This window comes from Shewanella sp. 125m-1 (genome assembly GCF_052977065.1).
In genome coordinates, this window is sequence record NZ_JBRILT010000004.1 from 15,401 (window position 1) to 34,853 (window position 19,453).

The 19,453-nt window shown below is 46.3% G+C and carries 12 protein-coding genes; 8 read left to right on the top strand and 4 right to left on the bottom strand.

What is annotated here, in order from left to right:
- Positions 1-2: 2 nt before the first annotated feature.
- The 4 genes from ACVBIK_RS03070 to ACVBIK_RS03085 are packed head-to-tail and all read right to left on the bottom strand — an operon-like array spanning position 3 to position 4,078.
- Positions 3-686: an ABC transporter ATP-binding protein gene (locus ACVBIK_RS03070; protein WP_447158974.1), complete on the bottom strand. Its 684-nt coding sequence runs from the start codon at positions 684-686 to the stop codon at positions 3-5.
- A 32-nt stretch (positions 687-718) separates the two neighbouring features.
- Positions 719-1,945, bottom strand: coding sequence for an ABC transporter permease (locus ACVBIK_RS03075; RefSeq protein WP_447169079.1), 1,227 nt, complete (start codon positions 1,943-1,945; stop codon positions 719-721).
- A gap of 1 nt (position 1,946) precedes the next feature.
- Positions 1,947-3,188, bottom strand: coding sequence for an ABC transporter permease (locus tag ACVBIK_RS03080; protein WP_447169080.1), 1,242 nt, complete (start codon positions 3,186-3,188; stop codon positions 1,947-1,949).
- Positions 3,188-4,078, bottom strand: coding sequence for an outer membrane lipoprotein-sorting protein (locus ACVBIK_RS03085; RefSeq protein ID WP_447169081.1), 891 nt, complete (start codon positions 4,076-4,078; stop codon positions 3,188-3,190). Before ACVBIK_RS03085 ends, ACVBIK_RS03080 begins: the two co-directional genes overlap by 1 nt.
- A gap of 1,093 nt (positions 4,079-5,171) precedes the next feature.
- On the opposite strand from ACVBIK_RS03085, the gene ACVBIK_RS03090 reads away from it, so the two are divergent.
- The 8 genes from ACVBIK_RS03090 (at position 5,172) to ctaD (ending at position 19,453) form a co-directional block, all read left to right on the top strand.
- Positions 5,172-6,224: a porin gene (locus ACVBIK_RS03090; protein ID WP_447158978.1), complete on the top strand. Its 1,053-nt coding sequence runs from the start codon at positions 5,172-5,174 to the stop codon at positions 6,222-6,224.
- 27 nt (positions 6,225-6,251) lie between these two features.
- Complete coding sequence (locus ACVBIK_RS03095) at positions 6,252-9,509, top strand: ExeM/NucH family extracellular endonuclease (protein WP_447163043.1); 3,258 nt, start codon at positions 6,252-6,254, stop codon at positions 9,507-9,509.
- Positions 9,510-9,584: 75 nt separating this feature from the next.
- Positions 9,585-12,224: an endonuclease gene (locus tag ACVBIK_RS03100; RefSeq protein ID WP_447169082.1), complete on the top strand. Its 2,640-nt coding sequence runs from the start codon at positions 9,585-9,587 to the stop codon at positions 12,222-12,224.
- Between the two features lie 167 nt (positions 12,225-12,391).
- Positions 12,392-14,125, top strand: coding sequence for a bifunctional UDP-sugar hydrolase/5'-nucleotidase UshA (ushA, locus tag ACVBIK_RS03105; protein WP_447169083.1), 1,734 nt, complete (start codon positions 12,392-12,394; stop codon positions 14,123-14,125).
- A gap of 508 nt (positions 14,126-14,633) precedes the next feature.
- Positions 14,634-15,254 carry a transcriptional repressor LexA gene (gene lexA / locus ACVBIK_RS03110; protein WP_447158984.1) on the top strand — a complete coding sequence of 207 codons (621 nt, stop codon included), beginning with the start codon at positions 14,634-14,636 and terminating at the stop codon, positions 15,252-15,254.
- A complete protein-coding gene (locus ACVBIK_RS03115; protein ID WP_447158985.1) occupies positions 15,251-15,775 on the top strand; it encodes a cell division inhibitor SulA in 525 nt (174 codons plus the stop codon). Before lexA ends, ACVBIK_RS03115 begins: the two co-directional genes overlap by 4 nt.
- Before the next feature lie 477 nt (positions 15,776-16,252).
- Entirely contained in the window at positions 16,253-17,839 is a 1,587-nt protein-coding gene (coxB, locus tag ACVBIK_RS03120; protein ID WP_447158986.1) for a cytochrome c oxidase subunit II, read from the top strand.
- 9 nt (positions 17,840-17,848) lie between these two features.
- Entirely contained in the window at positions 17,849-19,453 is a 1,605-nt protein-coding gene (gene ctaD, locus ACVBIK_RS03125; RefSeq protein WP_447163048.1) for a cytochrome c oxidase subunit I, read from the top strand.

Sequence of the window (19,453 nt, forward strand, 5' to 3'; positions counted from 1 at the left end):
GCTCAACTGGCTGAGTCGGTGACTATTTGGCCATCAACCATATGGATATGACGTCGGCAATAATCAAATACCTGCGCATCATGGGTGGCTATCAAAAAAGTAATCCCGTGCTGCTGATTCAGTTGGGTGAATAACTCCAATAACTGCGCCGATGTTTTAGTATCCAAATTAGCCGTTGGCTCGTCAGCTAAGATCAATACAGGCTTGGAGGCAATTGCGCGCGCGACTGCCACCCTTTGCTGCTGACCACCAGAAAGTTGCGCAGGCCGGCGACTCTCAAGCCCCGTTAAGCCCACCTCTTCAAGAATGTCCTGACTGCGCAGTTTGCGATCTCTTGCTGCGACACCTTGTAACTGCATAACAAATTCTACGTTTTCCTGTACGGTTAACACAGGAATAAGGTTATAAGCCTGAAAAACAAAGCCAATCCGCTGCAAACGTACATCCGCACGCTCCGCCTTTGTCAATCCGGTAATCTCAACATCACCCACATAAATCGTCCCGCTATTGGGCTCATCAAGACCACCAATGGCATTGAGCAAAGTGGTTTTTCCAGAACCGGACGGGCCAGACAACACCGTCATCTCACCTTGTTGAATCGTTAACGAAACATGATTTAACCCATAGATTGTTTGATCACCCTGCTGGAATGTTTTGACCAGATCCTTACAAACGATATTACTCATGGATTACCTTCTTATTGCCCCATTCACTATCACTAAGCAGCGGTATTAATCGATTCAATAGGATTCACATTGGCCGCTTTAATTGCAGGCCACAAACTGGTGATAATCCCAAGCACAATGACAATAATATTAGCCGCAATAACATCTTGGCGATAAATCACTGGATATAACGTCGTATCCATACCTGCCATCGCCAATCCATCGGCGATAGAAGATAGGTCGATCCCCGCTGACAACGCACGGGTCGTGGCCAGTGCTAATGTATCTCCAATCACTAAACCTATAATCAACAACAGCAGCGCCTCTATAACAATCATAAAAATCACAGCCTTGGACTGTAATCCTAACGCCATAATTAAGCCTATCTCTTGCTGACGTTCAAATATCGACATCAACAAGGTGTTGGCTAAGCCAAAACCCAACACAGTAAATACGATGACAATAAAAATAAGGATATAGCTATTCATCAAATCGGATATTGCTGCAAGGTAACCGTTAAGTTCACGCCAAGTTTCAACTTCATACTGGTTATCGACCACGCCTTTAAGACGCTCGGCCACTTGCTGTAAAGGCTGTTTACCATCGGTAAAAACTGCGATTTCGGTGACTTTATCAGGCATATTTAGCAAGTTCTGCATAAAGCCCTTGCCTGCATAGATAGTGGCAAGCTCTTCTTGCTCTGTCGGTTTACTGTAGATCCCAACAATGCGTACTCCCGACTCTGCAATGTCATTATCAATATCTTGTAAGGTAATCACCACCCGCTTATTAAGCTCGGTTTTAAGCCGCACAGCCATTTTCTCACCGATGACAATGCCGTTATCCTCGCCATCTTTAAGCATTCTTCCCGCCACTAAATCAAGTTCATTAACGGTAAAAAGCTCTTGCTGCGGTTCAAACGCAATCACCTCAGAGCCCAAGGTGACCCGTTCACTGGCAATAATCACAGGGGAGCGTACTCTAGCAGCCCATTGGCTAATCCATTGTAGATTGAGCTGATTTAATAACGCTCCAGAGGGTTCTACAATATGATTAATGACATTTTGATCATTAAGAAAATCGACTTGGTGAATTTGAATTTCGCCGGGCAGGTTATTTAATGACGTCTGGTTCATGCCATCAACCATGCCACGCAAAAAAGCCGAAACCACTATCATCGACCACACACCAAAGCTAATCGCCAACAGCAAAATAAGGGTACGCCTGCCATTGCGCCAAAGGTTGCGCCACGCCAAGACAAATAGAACAGAATTAACCATGTTATTTACTCTGCATCGCACTAATGGGTTCCAGCCCTAGGGTTTTAAACGCCGGATATATAGCAACCAGCACAGAACCAATACACACAACGACGGGCCCTGCCAGCACCGAAAGCGGCGATAACAACGGATAAATACGATCCCCAATGCCAAATTGCGCCCCAATATCTCCCATGCCCGGAAGGGTTATACCGACCAGACTAAAGTATGCCGCAATCAGCCCGCCAAGCAGCGCACCGAGTAACATTCCTATCATCCCCATCATCAATGTTTCAATAATCACCTGGGTAAATAGCCTGCTCGGTTTTGAGCCTATCGCTAGCATGATGCCAAACTCTTTTGTACGTTCTAATACCGCCATGAGCTGAGTATTCATCACCCCTAGTATCACCAATAACACCAACACGGCATACATGATGATAGCGCTCGATAAGTCCGCCTCAATCCCTTGCTTTATAACGGGATTAAGCTGCTGCCAGTTATGAACGGTTAACTTAGCCTCCGTGTGTACCAGAGTCGCCAACAAGCTTTGCAATTGTTCTTGATACAAGCTCACCTTTGACATAGAGGGAGCGTTGATACTCACAATCGACACTTGATTAGGCATGGCAAATATTCGTTGAAAAGTGGCCATTGAGATTTGTGCGCTACTGCGGTCTACCTCATTAATCCCGGTTTTAAAAACACCGACGACTGCCAACACATCCGCGGCAAATCCGCCCTCCATGGTAGAGCCCATAACCGTTAATTCATCACCGACTTTGACCTGTAAGTTTTTGGCCAGACGCTCACCCAATACGATTTGCCGCTGATCTGTGGCCATAAGGTAATAGCCACTAATAATTTGCTGAGGAATAATCGAAGCTAAGCGCTCCTTATCCGGCATCACGCCATTAACTAACATGCCAACACTACGCTGATCACTGGCCGCCAACAAAAAACCGTGACTACGTGGGATAACGTCGAGCGCAGGAAACTTCTGCTCAATTTTTGTAATCAACTCATTGCTATCAATAATACGTTTACGCAGTTCTGGACTATCAAGGTATCCCTGCTGATTAATCTGCAATTGGCTCGAAAAAATACGCAAAGTATTTTCAATCATCATCGGATAAGTACCAGCCTGTATGGTGATCATCAATACCAGCAAGGTATTACAAAAAATCATCGCACCAATGGTGAGCCATGTACGACGTTTATGCTGCCACAGGCTTCGCCAAGCCAACAAAATTTGCGTACTCATCAACGTGGATTTCTTAAGTTAGACAGGGTGAACATATAGCCGGGTAACGTAATATCAAACTGAACATTTTTGTTGCGTATTTCAGTCCACTCACCGCTTTTTTCAACCTGCGCCATACGACAACGCATCGCGACATGTCTCGCGCCAACAGGCTTTATATCGCCACAATCCATAGCCTTAACCAGTTGATTGTCTTGGTCCCAATACTCTTGACGCAGCATCACCCAGTCATCACGGAGTCGAGTCACCTGCTTGCCCCACACCACAGGAGCGGATTCATGAGGGATCGATTCAATGGTGTACACTTGATGCCCATCAACCTCTTCTGTCTGCAATAACTGATGGGAATAATCATCGAGTAGCTCAGTGGTGCGACTGACATCTTTGTTTGAAAAATCACTGCCCATCCAGCTTTGATTCATCATGGATGATGGAACCTTGATAACTCGATTAATTTTGGGCGAGTAACTCCACATCTGTTTATCATTGATAAGAAAAGCATTGCCCGCATCAACTTTAGGCTCAATGACCCGAACTAAAGATTGTTTATCACCCTCTGTCCAGGCTTGTACCGTCATCGAGCGCTGCCAGTCAGGCCGATGGATCACCATGGTTAATTCACTCGAAGATGTCAGCCCACGCCAATTCTCCATCGCTTTTTGAATCATCTGTTGTGCGGCGTCTTGATTAGAGAGTTGAACGGAGAGTTGACTAGCGTCTTGATTAGAAAGCAGAGCAGTGCTTTTGGCAGGGTTAAGCTGATCATAAATAAGAGAAGAGGCAAGAGCTGAGGCCGTCAGAACAGTAGATAACATCACACCAACCGCTAGCCCCAATACCATCCACTTCAAGCGAATTAAGGCCATGATGTTGTTACAAGTATCACTCATAACTTTGCGCTCGATTAATTAATTAGAGTAATAACAGTGTAGTTCAAAAAACCGAATGCTTTTGCTAGGTTAAGTAATAATGAAGCAGGGTTACATGTGATTTTTGTGCCAAAAAGTAAGTTGTTTCAAACTGAAACACTCACTGTGTAATAAACCCTTGGGCTTTCAACACCACAATCCCATTCTTTCGCGATGTAACAGTTACCCCTGCTGGATTTTTTAAGTTTGGAACTCCCTCTAATGCAAAATAAATAAGTTAAGCGCATAAATCCGGACAGCATATTCGTACTATCCCGGATAAGGTGAAACTATAGGCAAAAGAACTCGAAGACATTAACGTGAGCCTGCAATTAGCATTCAAGCCGCTGGCTTCTGCTGGGATCTACATAGGTGAAATTAGCCCCCTAGTGTCACTAGGATGATCGGCACTGTTCTCACTTCATCCGTATCTGAATTAACAATGGGAGCTGTTGGGCCGCAGTAATCGATGAAGAGCTTTTCGCTCTGGCGCATACTGCTTCTTAAGCCAGCGAGTGTAGTATTCCTCCCACTGTAGACGTTTGGTGATGGTCCCTTGATAACCGTTTTATCCCTGAATCGGAGATCGGATTACTCCGAAACCTGCATCCCTCTGTAGTAGCAGGTTAATAATTAAAATTTAGTTTTTCATAAAAAAGTCTCATTAATTTTCACCTCATTTCACACAAAAAAACACCACACCCTGTTCTCACCTAAGTTACTGATTTGCAGAGACCAAAGCACACTATACAACAACCCTGTTCTCAAGCGTGCCCAATGAAACTCTATTTTTCTTTGTTTAACAAATACTTATACACTCCAAATGTGACTAACCCTTCTTTTTTTTGTTACAAAACTCTGCAACAATCGCGACACGCGTTAACGAAAGTTAGCAACATTATTACAAGAATGGGGTTGATATATGAAATATGTAATAAAGCTGTCGGCGGTTTCGCCATCGAATTCTCCACCTACCTGAGCAGTTAACAGTTTTAGATATTACGAATAAACATTTTTAATTTTGAGCTTGGCCTTCAATCAAAGGCTGACAAATTACTAATCGGAAGTAACAGCAATGTTAAATAAATCAACAATTGCAATCGCTATCGTCACTATGTTTAGTGCTGGTTCAGTGAACGCTGTAATGTTAGATGGTGACAGTCAAGGTGACCACGTTCGCTTATATGGCGAAGTGGGCGTAGGTGGGCATTTTGATACTCATGCAGATTATAACCACGATGAGTTCTACGATACCAAGGGCTATGTAGATGATAGCTTCGCAACTTTGGGCGTAGCGGGTCAACGTGAACAATTCACTTATCGTCTTGAACTGGACTACCAACGCCGTAACTGGCTTGGCGGCGACGGTGAGTTCGAGTTGGCCATCGACAAGTTGTACGTAGGCTATCTATTAACCGAACAGCAGTGGATCGAGCTCGGCTTGACCGATACTGCATTCGACGATTACGACCACTTCGGTGATTTCACCTTTAACAAGTCCATTGAAACCGGTGAAGCCGGTGACCAAGAGAATACCGTTAAGTACCAAGCCAAGTTCGAACATCTTATTGTCGGTGCTTCCTACTCATATGACGGTGAACACAAAAGTGGTGCCCTACAAGGTGACATCATTAACGGATATGCAGGCTGGATGTCAGATCTGCTATCTGTCGTGGTTGGCTTAGAAACGCGCGGCGGCTCCAATGGCGTCAGTAAATATGGTGAGCAGCAACAGATAGGTTTGGGTGTTCGCCTTAAACTAATGCCAGAGTTCTCTATTGGTTTCAATGGCTTTCTAGAAGATGAAGACTTATCTACACGTAAGAGTGGTGACGTACACCTAGATTATCAGACCTTCCGCAACAAGGGGGCAACGGTAAGTGCCAAGTATGACCTGAATGAACATTGGGAATTCATCGGCTCCGTAAATCACGAAGAATACGAAGGCTGGGATCTGATCAGTCCTAACTACGACTACTCTGAGCTGCCACCTGAGTACGGAAAAGAGCGTCAGTGGGCCAGCTTAGGTTTCAACTATCGCCCTGCCCGCGACATCGTGCTGTCTGTAGAAGGCCGAGTTGGCGAAGCCCCTGAAGCAGCCTACGCCTACGCGCGTATGTACTTTTAGTCCGAATCCAATTGTATAGAGTCTACTATGAAGAAAAGTTTCCTATCGCTGGCCATTGCCAGCACCATCAGCATGGGCGCCTTCGCTGGCGTTGAAGACCTGCTGATCACCGAAATGACCCAAAGTTCCGATGCCAATGTGGGCTCGGTTGAGATCACTAATACAGGCTCTGATGCCTTTACCTTTACCGCTGACATTACTGCATACCAACGTTCTAGCGGCAAGTACGACAACGAGTTACTTAACGCTGATGCTAAGCCGCTATTGACAGGCCAGACGCTTGCTCCTGGTGCCTCTCTAGTGCTTGTCAACAGTCGAGCTTCCGAAGAGTTTCGTAATGCCATTGCGACTCAAGGTGGCAGCGTTGTTATCTCCACATATGATGCCAGTAATAAGTACAACAACCTGTTCATGACCAGTGATGACGGTTTCTTCCTAAAAAATGGCGATATTGTTATCGATCGTGTCGGAGCTGAAAACGACACGAGCAAGTGGGCTCCGAACACAACTCTGCGTCGTAAAAAAGATGCTGATGGTAACAATCCCACTCAATCTGGTACCTTCGACGCGACTCAATGGCAAAACATTTTGCCGATGAGGACTGACGATTTAGGTAAATCCGAGCTGCCAGCAGCGGATGCTGATGACATCATGGATATCTTCACTTGTCCAACGGATATGAATGAAATTAAGTCTCCTAGTGAAGTGCAAGGCACAGGTTTTACCTCGCCTCTGATTGCTGATGGTGAAACCGAATCAGCTGAAAAAGTTGCCGTAGAGGGCATCATCTCAGCTAAGGTGTCTATCCCTAATGAGGGTTTCTATCTTCGCAATCTTGCCTCTGACAACAACCCTGAGACTTCCGATGGTATCTTCGTTAGCTCTAGTGCTGCCGGTGATCTCAAAGTGGGTCAAACCATTTGTATCGGCAGTAAAGTGGCGGAGTACCAAGGCCAGACTCAAATGTCAGCTGATACGGCATTTAGCTGGAACGTTACTGATACTGACATCCTAACTGAGCCTACCGATATTCAGGTAATTAGCTCTGATAACGGCTCTTTCGATAAGACGTTGGAGCGTTACGAAGGTATGCTGGTCAATCTGCCTACAGATCTGGACCCTAGTACTCCTAGCGATGAAGCCAAAGAGGATATGCGTATCACTCGCAGCTTTAGCTACAACTACCTGTCGTCTCCTAACGGTCGCAACAACATAGTGGCAGCTTATAAGCGTCCTAACTTGCAGCCCAACCACTTGTATGTTGCAGGAAGCCCTGAATCTAAAGCAGCTTATGAGCAAAACAATGACTATCGTTTAGTTATTGAAAGTGCCACTAAGTCCAATGGCACCGAGTTGCCTTATTACGCTGGTTTTAACAGTGACCCACACACCAACTACATCCGTATCGACGATAGTCTCGTTAACGCGCAGGGTGTGATCAGCCAATACGAAACTGAGTTGATCCCAGGGACTGATAAGTATGATCAGGACTACAGCCTGACTATAACCAACCAGTTGACTAGTGATAACTTTATTCACAACTTACCACGTACAGAGACACCTGATCTGCAAGACACTGTGGCAGAAGATGATTTTGCTATCCGCATTTCTAGTCAGAACCTGTTTAACTTTTTTAACTCTCCTTTCGGTGGCGACAACAACAACTTTGGTCAGAGCCGAGGCGCAGATAGCTACGATGAATACATTAACCAGCGAACCAAGCTGGTAGAAATTATTCGTGCTCAGGATGCCGATGTAATGGCCCTGATGGAGATTGAAAACAACGGTTTTGGCGATGCGAGTGCCATTGCTGAGATTGTGAACCAGGTCAATATCCAATATGTGGATGAGAGACCCCAGGATTACAATGGTCCTAACTCCACCGAAAACCGTTATGTATTTGTTGGTTTTGACAACAATGGCAATCAAATGCTGGATAACCTTGACGCCATTGGTTCTGACGCCATTGCTACAGGTATCATATATCGCCCAAGCAAGATGAGCATTGAGCGCACTCGCGTTATCCCAATGCCTCAACAGAAAGCGCCTACCATAGTGAACGACTTAGGTGAGGTGATCAAAGATCAGAATAAGGAAATTCTAGAGAACGGTCAGAACTACCACCGTGACGCCCTGGTTGTAACCTTTATTGTTAACCAAACAGGCAAGCGCTTAACGCTAGCTGTAAATCACCTTAAGTCAAAAGGCTCTACTTGTTGGGAAGAATGGCAAGGTGTTGAGTTTGGCAATGCTACAACCTGGAACAACCGTACAGCCCCAGATCTGGACTACCAAGGGTCTTGTGCAGAGTTCCGCGTAGCCGGTGCCGTGCACCTAGGTGAAGAGATGGAAGACGTTCTTGGCGATAAGATCATCCTTGGTGATTTGAACGCCTACGGTAAAGAAGATCCTGTATTAGTTCTTACCGAGAACCCACGCAACAAGACGATCGTTACCGCTAGCCACACTTTCCTTGGACCTAAGCCTCAGTTTAACGAAGATGGCTCACCAGTCACCATCACTAAAACTTATGGCTACATAGATATCGTCGGTGAAAAGCTCAAGGAGAAAGGAGAGACGCCTTGGAGTTACTCTTTCAGTGACGAAATAGGCTCGCTTGATCACATCTTGATCTCACCGTCTCTGAAAGACCGCGTGATTGATGCCACTGACTGGCATGTTAATGCTGCAGAGACCGGTCTGTATGACTACCAAAACCGCTTTAAAGGTACCATCGACGGTACTGGAACGCATAAGTTCTACAAAGAGGACATCTATCGCGCGTCGGATCACGATCCTGCACTGATTACCCTTAGCTATAAGCCTGGTGATACGGATCCTAACGTACCTCTGAACCTGCCAAAACTAAGAAAGCTAATCAAGGTTCCTTACCAGATCCCTGCGGGTATTTCGACTCAAGTTGGCGATGTCGCAACCGTCAGTATGAGTCCTGATGATGATGAACAGCGTTTAGATTTGAGCCAAATGGTTCTGCCTAATGTGGTGCTTTCTAATGACACAACAGCTTTGGTAAATTTCGAGGTCTTTGGTGCGCCATCTGCTATCTACAACGTTTCCGTAAGCCTACAGCGTGACGGAAAACTTGTAGCTGGGTCTGAGCAATCTTTCCTAGCGAAGGTATCTAACCGCGACTCCTTGATTGCTGACATTGTAGAAGAAGAAAGCGATAACACTGGTGGTGACGGTAGTGCTGGTAGCACTGGTTTCATCAGCTTGTTATCCCTATTCGGGCTGGCAGCTATGCGCCGTCGTCTTCGCAAATAAGCGTTGCTCTCGACAATGAAGCGCCTGCTTTCGGGCAGTGCGCTTCCCATCAAGGATTCAAAAAGAGATACGATTATGAGAATTAAAATGAATGCAGTTGCTGCGGCCACTGCTATGGTTTTGGGCACCCTGTCCACAGCCGCCAATGCAAATTTGGTTATTACTGAGTACGTTGAGGGTAGCAGCAATAACAAAGCGCTGGAGATCTCCAATGTAGGTAGTAGCAGCATCGATCTGGATGCCAACACTTACAAGCTAAACCTTTACTTCAACGGCAAAACTACAGTTGGAAAGACTGAAACGCTGAGTGGCACATTGGATGCGGGTAAAAGCATTGTTTACCACAACTCTAGTGCTGCTGATGACTTTAAGGTCGGCACAGCATCAGAGATTACCTGGTTTAATGGCGATGATGCCGTTGTGTTGACCAAGGATGATGCAGTGATCGATCGCTTTGGCAAGTTGGGCGAAGATCCTGGCTCTGCTTGGACTGATCCAAATAACGCCGATTTCTCCAGTGCTAATAAGACTCTGCGTCGCAAAGCCAGTGTTACCACAGGTGATACCGATGCTGCCGCGGCCTTCCCAAGTGGTGACCAGTGGGCAGTGTTTGATACTGACACTTCTGATGGTCTGGGCTGCACCGGTGAAAGCGCTTGTAGCTCTGAAGCCACTCCAGGCTTACTGTTGCTTACCGAATACATCGAAGGCAGCAGCAACAACAAAGCTATTGAAATCTCCAACGTAGGTGGCACAGCCATCGATTTGGATGCCAATGTTTACAAGTTGACTCTATTTGGCAATGGTAAGACAGAGCCTGGTAATACAGAGACCTTAACTGGCACTCTGGATCCGGGCAAGAGCCTTGTGTTCCACAACGCTGGTTCCGCCGATGAGTTTAAAATAGGCAACGCTTCTACCGTGACCTACTTCAACGGTGACGATGCCCTAGTATTGACCAAAGATGATGTGGTTATCGATCGCTTCGGTAAGCTCGGTGAAGACCCTGGCTCTGCTTGGACTGATCCAAACGACGCAAATTTCTCCACTGCGAATAAGACGCTGCGTCGTAAAGCCAGTGTCACTGCAGGAGATACTGTTGCCGAAGCTGACTTCCCTAGTGCTAACAATCAGTGGGCTGTATTCGATGTCGATACCTCTGACGGCCTTGGTTGTGCTGGTGAGAGTGCCTGTGACGGTTCAGTAACGCCTCCAGAACCAGAGCCAGAAACAGGCCCTTGCACCAACTGCGAGACGCTAACTCCGGTTGCCGACCCTACTACGTTCAATGGTGAGATCTATTACTCAGATGTATTAAGTGGTGATTTTGCCCATGCAGATGAGCTTAAGAATGCTCTGTCGATCATTATAGCCAAAGATCACAAGTATCTGACCTATAAGCAGGTTTGGAGCACACTAACCCACGCTGACCAAGATCCTGATAACGATAAAAATGTTATTGAAATCTACACCGGTGCTTCTATTTCTAAGTACGACAACCAGACTAGTGGTAGCGGTGCGGGCAAGTGGAATCGTGAGCACGTTTGGGCCAAGAGCCATGGTTTCCCTAGCGACTCGCAGTGGGGCTACACCGATGCTCATCACCTGCGTCCTTCAGATCCTGGCATCAACACAGCACGAAGCAACAATGACTTTGGTGCGTGTATGGATACTGGTGAAGAGGTGATGTTCAACGGTATGGGTACTGGTAACTACCTCGACAAAGCTACCGACTGCTGGGAACCTCGTGATGAGGTGAAAGGCGATGTCGCTCGTATGATCATGTATATGGATACTCGATATCAGGGTACTGATACCGCTACAACGAATATGCCTGATCTAGTCGCAGTCGATCGGCTAACGACTACTGCCGAGGATAGCGAACCGCTCATCGGCACGCTTTGTACTCTGTATGCATGGAACAAGTTAGATGCTGTTGATACCTACGAGCAGAACCGTAACAACCAGGTATACAAATACCAGGGCAACCGTAACCCCTTCATTGACCGCCCTGAGTTAGTGCAGCAAGTGTATGGTGCAACCTGTGGTGACGATCCAAACCCAGGTTTGGTAGTCGAAGGTGATATTGTTACTCCTGAGAGTGTCACTGAAGGGTCTGCATACACCATAGATGCCTCTGCAATCAACGCTGGCGAAGGTGTTACTCTTACTTACAAGTGGGAGCAGATTGTTGATGAAGAGAAGACGGTTGTTGGCGACATGGCTATATTGTCTCTGACTGCGCCAATGATTAAAGCCGACGAGACTTTGAACTTTACGGTGACCATCAGCGACGGCACGTTGGAAACAACCAAAGCTGTTAGCCTGATCGTGACTAACGTGCCTCTAACTTTAGATGTAACGTTTGCAGGCAACACGCAGCTGACTGAAGGTGATAAAACTTCCATCACAGCGACGGTTACAGATGCTCCAGAAGGGACTAGCTATAGCTGGAAGCAGGTATCTGGAAACACGGCAGTGTTTACCGCTTCAGGTCTGACACTTGATGTGACTTCACCTAGCGTCGATATTGATCAAGTGCTTGTGTTCGAGCTTACGGCAACGGTTGACGAAGAAAGCTTCAGTCAGTCTGTTAGCATTGAGGTGAAAAACACCGAAGAACCTGGTTGGACTAAGCCTGATGGGGCGGGTAGTTTAGGTGGTTTTATTACTTTGCTGCTACCGCTAATGTGGTGGCGTCGCCGCCAAGGCTAATCATCAGTTAAGCCTATAAAAAGCAGCACCGGGATCGCTCTGGGTGCTGCTTTTTTTAACTGTACAGACGTTGTCTACATCTCGCCTTGTGCGCGTTGCTCTCAGAATGAGAAATCAGCTATTAGGGCAAATGACAACGCTTATCTGAATAATATTGAAGGATTATTATGAATACTTCACTCCGTCCTTCTAGCCTACTTCTTACCGGCTCAGCTATCGCTCTAACGTTAACATTGAGCGGCTGTGGTAAGGAAAAGGTGGAAGAGGCGCCTAAGACGACAGCATCTATCGCCTGTCAAGCCGCTGGTGATGACTGTAAGCGCTTCACCTTGCTCCATACCAATGATCACCACGGCCGTTTTTGGCAAGGCTCTAGAGGTGAGTATGGTATGGCCGCGCGAAAAACCATTCTCGACCAAATTCGTAAAGAGGTCACCGAGCAAGGTGGGGAAACGTTACTGCTCTCAGGTGGCGATATTAACACTGGCGTACCTGAGTCTGATCTTCAAGACGCCGAGCCAGATTTTATCGGCATGAACCACCTTGGATATGACGCCATGGCCGTGGGTAACCATGAGTTTGATAATCCATCGACGGTGATGGATAAGCAGAGAGGCTGGTCAAAGTTCCCGTGGTTATCGGCCAACATCTATCGCCAAGTCGATGGTGAATGGCAACGCTACTTCGAACCCTACAAGCTATTCGAGGTTCAAGGCTTGAAGCTAGCCGTAGTCGGCCTGACTACCGAGCATACCGCTGAGATAGGTAATCCAGAATTCGTTGAAGATCTAAAATTCACTTCAGCACAAGCTGAGGCAAAAAATATTTTGGCAGAGCTTGAGCAGAAGCATCAACCGGATCTTGTTTTTAGTCTCACCCATATGGGTCACTATGAAAATGGTAAACATGGAAGTAACGAGCCCGGTGATGTTGCTCTTGCCAAAAGCCTAAAGCCTGGCCAGATCCAAGCAATCATTGGCGGACATTCACAGTTGCCTGTGTGTATGGAAGGGGACACTGGTGAGTACGTAGAAGATTATGGTCGAGATGAGCCTTGTAGGCCTGATCGTCAAAATGGCACTTGGATCATGCAAGCCTACGAGTGGGGAAAGTTCGTTGGTCGCGCCGATTTTGAATACTATGGTGGTAAGCTACACTTGGCAAACTACGAGTTAGTACCAGTGAATACAGAAACCAAGTTTGGTTCCTACTATCCGCCTCATATGCTAACGCCTAAGGATAAGGAAACCCTCGAACTGCTTCGGCCCTATCAGCGTAAGGGGCAGCTGAAGTTGAGAGAACAGATTGGTGTTGCAAAGGCGGACTTCATTGGTAAGCGTAAGATTGTTCGTTACCAAGCTACGCCTCTGGGGGTGATGATTGCGCACGCTCAAACTCAGCTTCCTATCCCCGCAGATTTTGGGATCATAAACTCAGGTGGTATTCGAGCCACCATAAAGAAAGGGCCCATTCGATATCGTGATGTGCTTAAGGTGCAGCCTTTTTCCAACAGCGTGACTGTAACCGAGATGAATGGAGCCGAACTAAAGAAGTATTTGTCTAGGGTTGCGCTTAAGACTCGAGGCTCTGGAGGCTTTGCCCATTTTAGCGGTATCAAGATGACCGTTGACTGTAAAGCTAAAGATGTCGATATCAGAACTGTTGGTGATAAGCCCTTCAAGCTAACAGATAAATATCGATTTACCCTCCCTAGCTATAACGCTGCGGGCGGTAATAAGTATCCCAAGTTAAAGGAAAAGGCGAGAGATACCGGCTTTATTGATGCAGATATGCTTTATCAATTCATCAAAAAGCATGACACGCTCGATCCTGCCAATTATGACAGAGCGAAAGATGTTCGCTATATCAACTCCAGAAGTTCTGATGGCTGCGGCGGTTAATCTTAGCAGTTAATAAGGTTAATCAGCTGGCACCTTAGATCTCGAAACAGAGCCCAACCTTTGATTGGGCTCTGTTTTTTAAGGTATGTGTTCGGCAAACTATACCTAGCCTTTTTGTACATACCAAGGTCGTCAGCAAGTATAAAGTAGAGCAAATGCCTTGTTGCTTACCACTCCCTTCTTCTCGTTCGAGCTTTGGTAGCTGTCAGGTAAAAGTGCAAGGAAATAAAGTTGAACCAACAGCGGGCGCAAGAGGCTCAATTGCGCGGACTTATTTGTCTATGGAACAAACGCACCCGAGATACTAAATGAGTAGGCAACAAAGTCAGCTAATGAACGCTTGAGATAAAGAGGTACCTTCAGGCGCTACCCAATAACGAGTTTCACATCGCTGGATTTATTTCATTTGAAACTGGATCCCACAAAAAACAATATAACTGGTTATTACTTGCACTCAAAAAAATACTGTATATACTAACAGTTACTGTATAGAAAGACAGGGTTAACCATGAGACCACTTACACCGCGCCAAGCTGAAATTTTAGAGCTAATTAAACGTAATATTGCTGATACTGGCATGCCACCTACCCGTGCCGAGATCGCTAGACGTTTAGGTTTTAAGTCAGCCAATGCTGCTGAAGAACATTTAAAAGCCTTAGCTAAAAAAGGCTGCATTGAAATTATGCCGGGCACGTCTCGCGGTATTAAGTTAACCCAAGAAGACACTGAAGATGCAGATTTAGGTTTACCCCTTATCGGCCAAGTTGCTGCAGGTGAACCGATTCTTGCGCAAGAGCATGTCGAGCAACACTATAAAGTCGATCCCGCCATGTTCAAGCCATCAGCAGACTTCTTACTCAGAGTCCGTGGTGACAGTATGAAGAATATTGGCATACTAGAAGGTGATCTACTGGCTGTACACAAAATACAGCAAGCACGTAACGGCCAAGTGGTTGTAGCACGCGTTGAAGATGATGTTACCGTTAAGCGTTTTGAGAAAAAGGGTAACAAAGTTTTCTTACATGCTGAGAACGAAGAGTATTCACCAATTGAAGTGGATCTAGCAAACCAAAGCTTAAGCATTGAAGGTTTAGCCGTTGGTGTGATCCGTAATGGAGACTGGCAATGAACAAACTAATGGGAACGAGTCCTCGTCACCCTGGGCTGTGGCAAGATATGCCATCGACCAATATGGTGAGCAGCACGAGTAATGACATCACGACTATGGTGACCCAAACTCAAGGGCGTGATGAGCTGAACCAGATCAGTGCTCAGCTTTCACAATTGAGCCAACAGGGTCGCTGGATTGTACTGATTAGCCCGCCGAATATTGGCTACAAGCAGATGCTAGCAGCTGCGGGTGTAAGAATGGACCGCATTTTACTGGTTCATGCTAAAGATGAAGTGGAAACACTTTGGGCAATGGAAAAAGCCTTAACAAGCGGTACCTCAAGTGCGGTGATTACTTGGACCAACTCTTTAGATGCTCGTGACAATCGACGCCTACAAATCGTTGCCAAAAGCGCTCGCGCTGTCGGCATTGTCATTGAACATTCGATTGATAACACAAATAAGCAACAATCTTGTCGCTCAATCAATATGCAGGATAGTGCTTTTGGTCAAGCCTCCCTGTTTGGTGCTGTTCATTAAGCAGAACATCTCCTCGCTTTCTAATACATGATGACTAGGAGGTGCGTTTTAGTAAGCGCCTTCTAGTACAAACGATTTTCTAAAGCCCTCATTCGAGGGCTTTTTTATTATCAATAATTGAAAAAGTGATCTTGATCAATATTTAAACACCAAGTAGTGTAGGAAGTCATAACAACGATATTTTGTTATATCCGAGCGATTTAGTTGTCGGTCTTTGCTCTGGGATTAGTCCTGAATTTGAAGCTTAGACTGAGATTGGCCTGATATATTTCAGCCGTATGTGCCAACGTGGTTACACCAGCAGTGAATAGCACTGAATACAATAGCCTGTGTCGCGATCCCATTAATTGCGACTCGATAGGCAAGCCACTCGCGCACTTTGAAGTCATCGTTGCTTTTTTGGGAACTGAAGAGTTTACATAGAGCAGAGACTTACTGTGTGACTCTTCTTTGTCTTGTGGACAGAGGAGAAGTCTAGTGAAGCAATTGTTGTATTGTGTGCTGGCGTTGCTATTTTCGCCCGTACTTGTTGCATCAGAAATGCCGCTTAATATGACAGAGGGTGTTACGGATATCAGTGGGCGGGTTTACAACCTCCATATGATTATTCTCTACATCTGCTGTGCTATTGGCATCGTGGTTTTTAGCATCATGATTTACGCTATGATCAACCACCGCAAATCAAAAGGCGCAGTCGCCGCCAACTTTCATGAAAGTACTAAAGTCGAGATCCTTTGGACTGTTGTACCTTTTATTATTCTTATACTTATGGCTATTCCCGCAACCAAGACATTGATTGCTATGGAAGATCCAAGTAATGCTGACCTCACCATCAAGATTACCGGCTCACAATGGAAATGGCATTACAGCTATTTCAACAAAGATGTTGAATTTTTCAGTCTGCTTTCTACCCCCAGAGCGCAGATAGATGGCGAAGAAGCAAAAGGTAAAAACTACCTTTTAGAGGTAGATAAGCCACTGGTACTACCGATTAATCGTAAAGTACGTTTCTTAATGACTTCAGATGATGTTATTCACTCCTGGTGGGTACCCGCATTTGCCGTTAAAAAAGATGCTAATCCAGGATTTATTAATGAAGCCTGGACCCGCATCGACAAACCGGGCACTTATCGTGGCCAATGTGCCGAGCTCTGCGGTAAAGACCATGGCTTTATGCCTATTGTTGTTGAAGCTTTATCAGAAGAAGATTTTGATGCTTGGCTGATTGCACAACAACAAGCCGCCAGCAATGCCGAAGTGGCAGCAAAGGCTGCCCTATCGCAAACGCTAACAATGGAAGAATTAATGGCGCAAGGCGAGCAAGTCTACCTTGCACGCTGCGCTGCCTGCCACCAGCCTAATGGTGCTGGCCTACCTGGCGTATTCCCTTCTCTTATTGGCAGCCCGCTTATTAAAGGGCCTGCTCAGCTGCATATCGATATTGTATTAAATGGTAAATCGGGCACTGCTATGCAGGCGTTTTCTAGCCAGTTAACTGCAACTGAAATTGCTGCCGTAGTGACTTATGAGCGCAATGCCTGGGGCAATAACTCAGGCGACACTGTTCAAGCAGCCGACGTAAGCTCAGATACGACCACGCCAGCAACATCGGTAGATACAACCCCAGCGACTCCAAGTGCAATACCTGCGACCTCACCTGCAACACAAGCTGAGGTTAATCAAGATACAACCTCAGAAACCAAAGCTGATGACGAGGTAACTAAAGAACTAACAACGGCACCATTAGGTGACCTAGCCATGAATGAACTCCTGACCATGGGGGAAAAAGTCTATATGACTAGCTGCGCGGCTTGTCATCAAGCAGCGGGGACAGGCCTACCTCCAGCGTTCCCATCATTAGTGGGTAGCCCAATCATCAAAGGCCCTGTAGCCGCTCACCTTGATATTGTTATCAATGGTAAACCTGGTACGGCAATGCAGTCATTTAGCGCGCTACTTACACCACAACAGCTTGCTGCAGTGGTGACTTATGAGCGCAATGCCTGGGGTAATAACTCTGGTGATGCCGTTCAGGCTTCTGATGTTGATGGTCACGGAAAGTAAGGGATTAACATGAGCACAATTACACAAGACTCACCAGCCGCTAACGACGTGAGCCATGATGACCACCACCATGGCGCGCCAAAAGGTATTATGCGCTGGCTGTTAACCACTAACCATAAAGATATTGGCACCCTCTATCTTTGGTTCAGTTTTATTATGTTTTTAACCGGTGGCGCGATGGCAATGGTGATCCGCGCAGAGCTATTTCAGCCCGGATTGCAATTAGTCGAACCCAACTTCTTTAACCAGATGACCACTGTTCACGGTTTAGTGATGGTATTTGGCGCTGTGATGCCGGCCTTTACAGGCCTAGCTAACTGGCTAATTCCGATGATGATTGGTGCTCCCGATATGGCGCTACCGCGAATGAATAACTGGAGCTTTTGGATCCTACCTTTCGCATTTGCCATTTTGTTAAGCTCACTTTTTATGGAAGGTGGCGGCCCCAATTTCGGCTGGACATTCTACGCACCACTATCGACAACCTATAGCCCTGACAGTACCGCTCTATTTGTATTTGCAGTTCATATCATGGGGATTAGCTCAATCATGGGCGCGATTAATGTGGTCGTCACTATCGTCAATATGCGTGCCCCCGGTATGACTTGGATGAAGCTGCCGTTATTTGTTTGGACCTGGTTAATTACCGCCTTTTTACTTATTGCGGTCATGCCTGTGCTCGCTGGCACAGTGACTATGGTACTCACCGATAAATACTTCGGCACTAGCTTTTTTGATGCCGCCGGCGGCGGGGATCCTGTCATGTTCCAGCATCTTTTCTGGTTCTTTGGCCACCCTGAGGTGTACATCATGATCTTGCCGTCATTCGGTATCATCTCGGCAATTGTGCCAGCCTTTAGCCGTAAGCGCTTATTTGGTTACTCATCGATGGTTTACGCCACTGCGAGTATCGCCGTTTTGTCGTTCCTGGTGTGGGCGCATCACATGTTTACTACGGGTATGCCGGTATTTGCTGAATTGTTCTTTATGTATTGCACCATGCTGATTGCAGTGCCGACAGGCGTAAAAGTATTTAACTGGGTTGCGACCATGTGGCGAGGTTCTATTACCTTTGAAACTCCCATGTTATTTGCGGTGGCCTTTATTATCTTGTTCACCATAGGGGGCTTTTCGGGACTAATGCTGGCGATCACTCCTGCTGACTTCCAATACCATGATACCTACTTTGTGGTGGCGCATTTTCATTATGTATTGGTGACTGGAGCAATATTCTCCATCATGGCAGCGGCCTATTATTGGCTACCCAAATGGACCGGCCATATGTACAGCGAAACCTTAGGGCGCTGGCACTTCTGGTGTTCGGTAATTTCAGTCAACGTGCTGTTTTTTCCAATGCACTTCTTAGGCTTAGCCGGAATGCCAAGGCGTATTCCTGATTATGCTATCCAGTTCGCTGATGTGAACCAGATTGTATCGATCGGCGGCTTCGCATTTGGCCTTTCGCAGCTGATCTTTTTAGCCGTAGTGATTAAGTGTATTCGTGGTGGTGAAAAGGCTCCAGCCAAACCATGGGAAGGCGCCGAAGGATTAGAATGGACCATTCCTAGCCCTGCGCCATATCACTCATTTACCACCCCGCCAGAGGTGAAATAA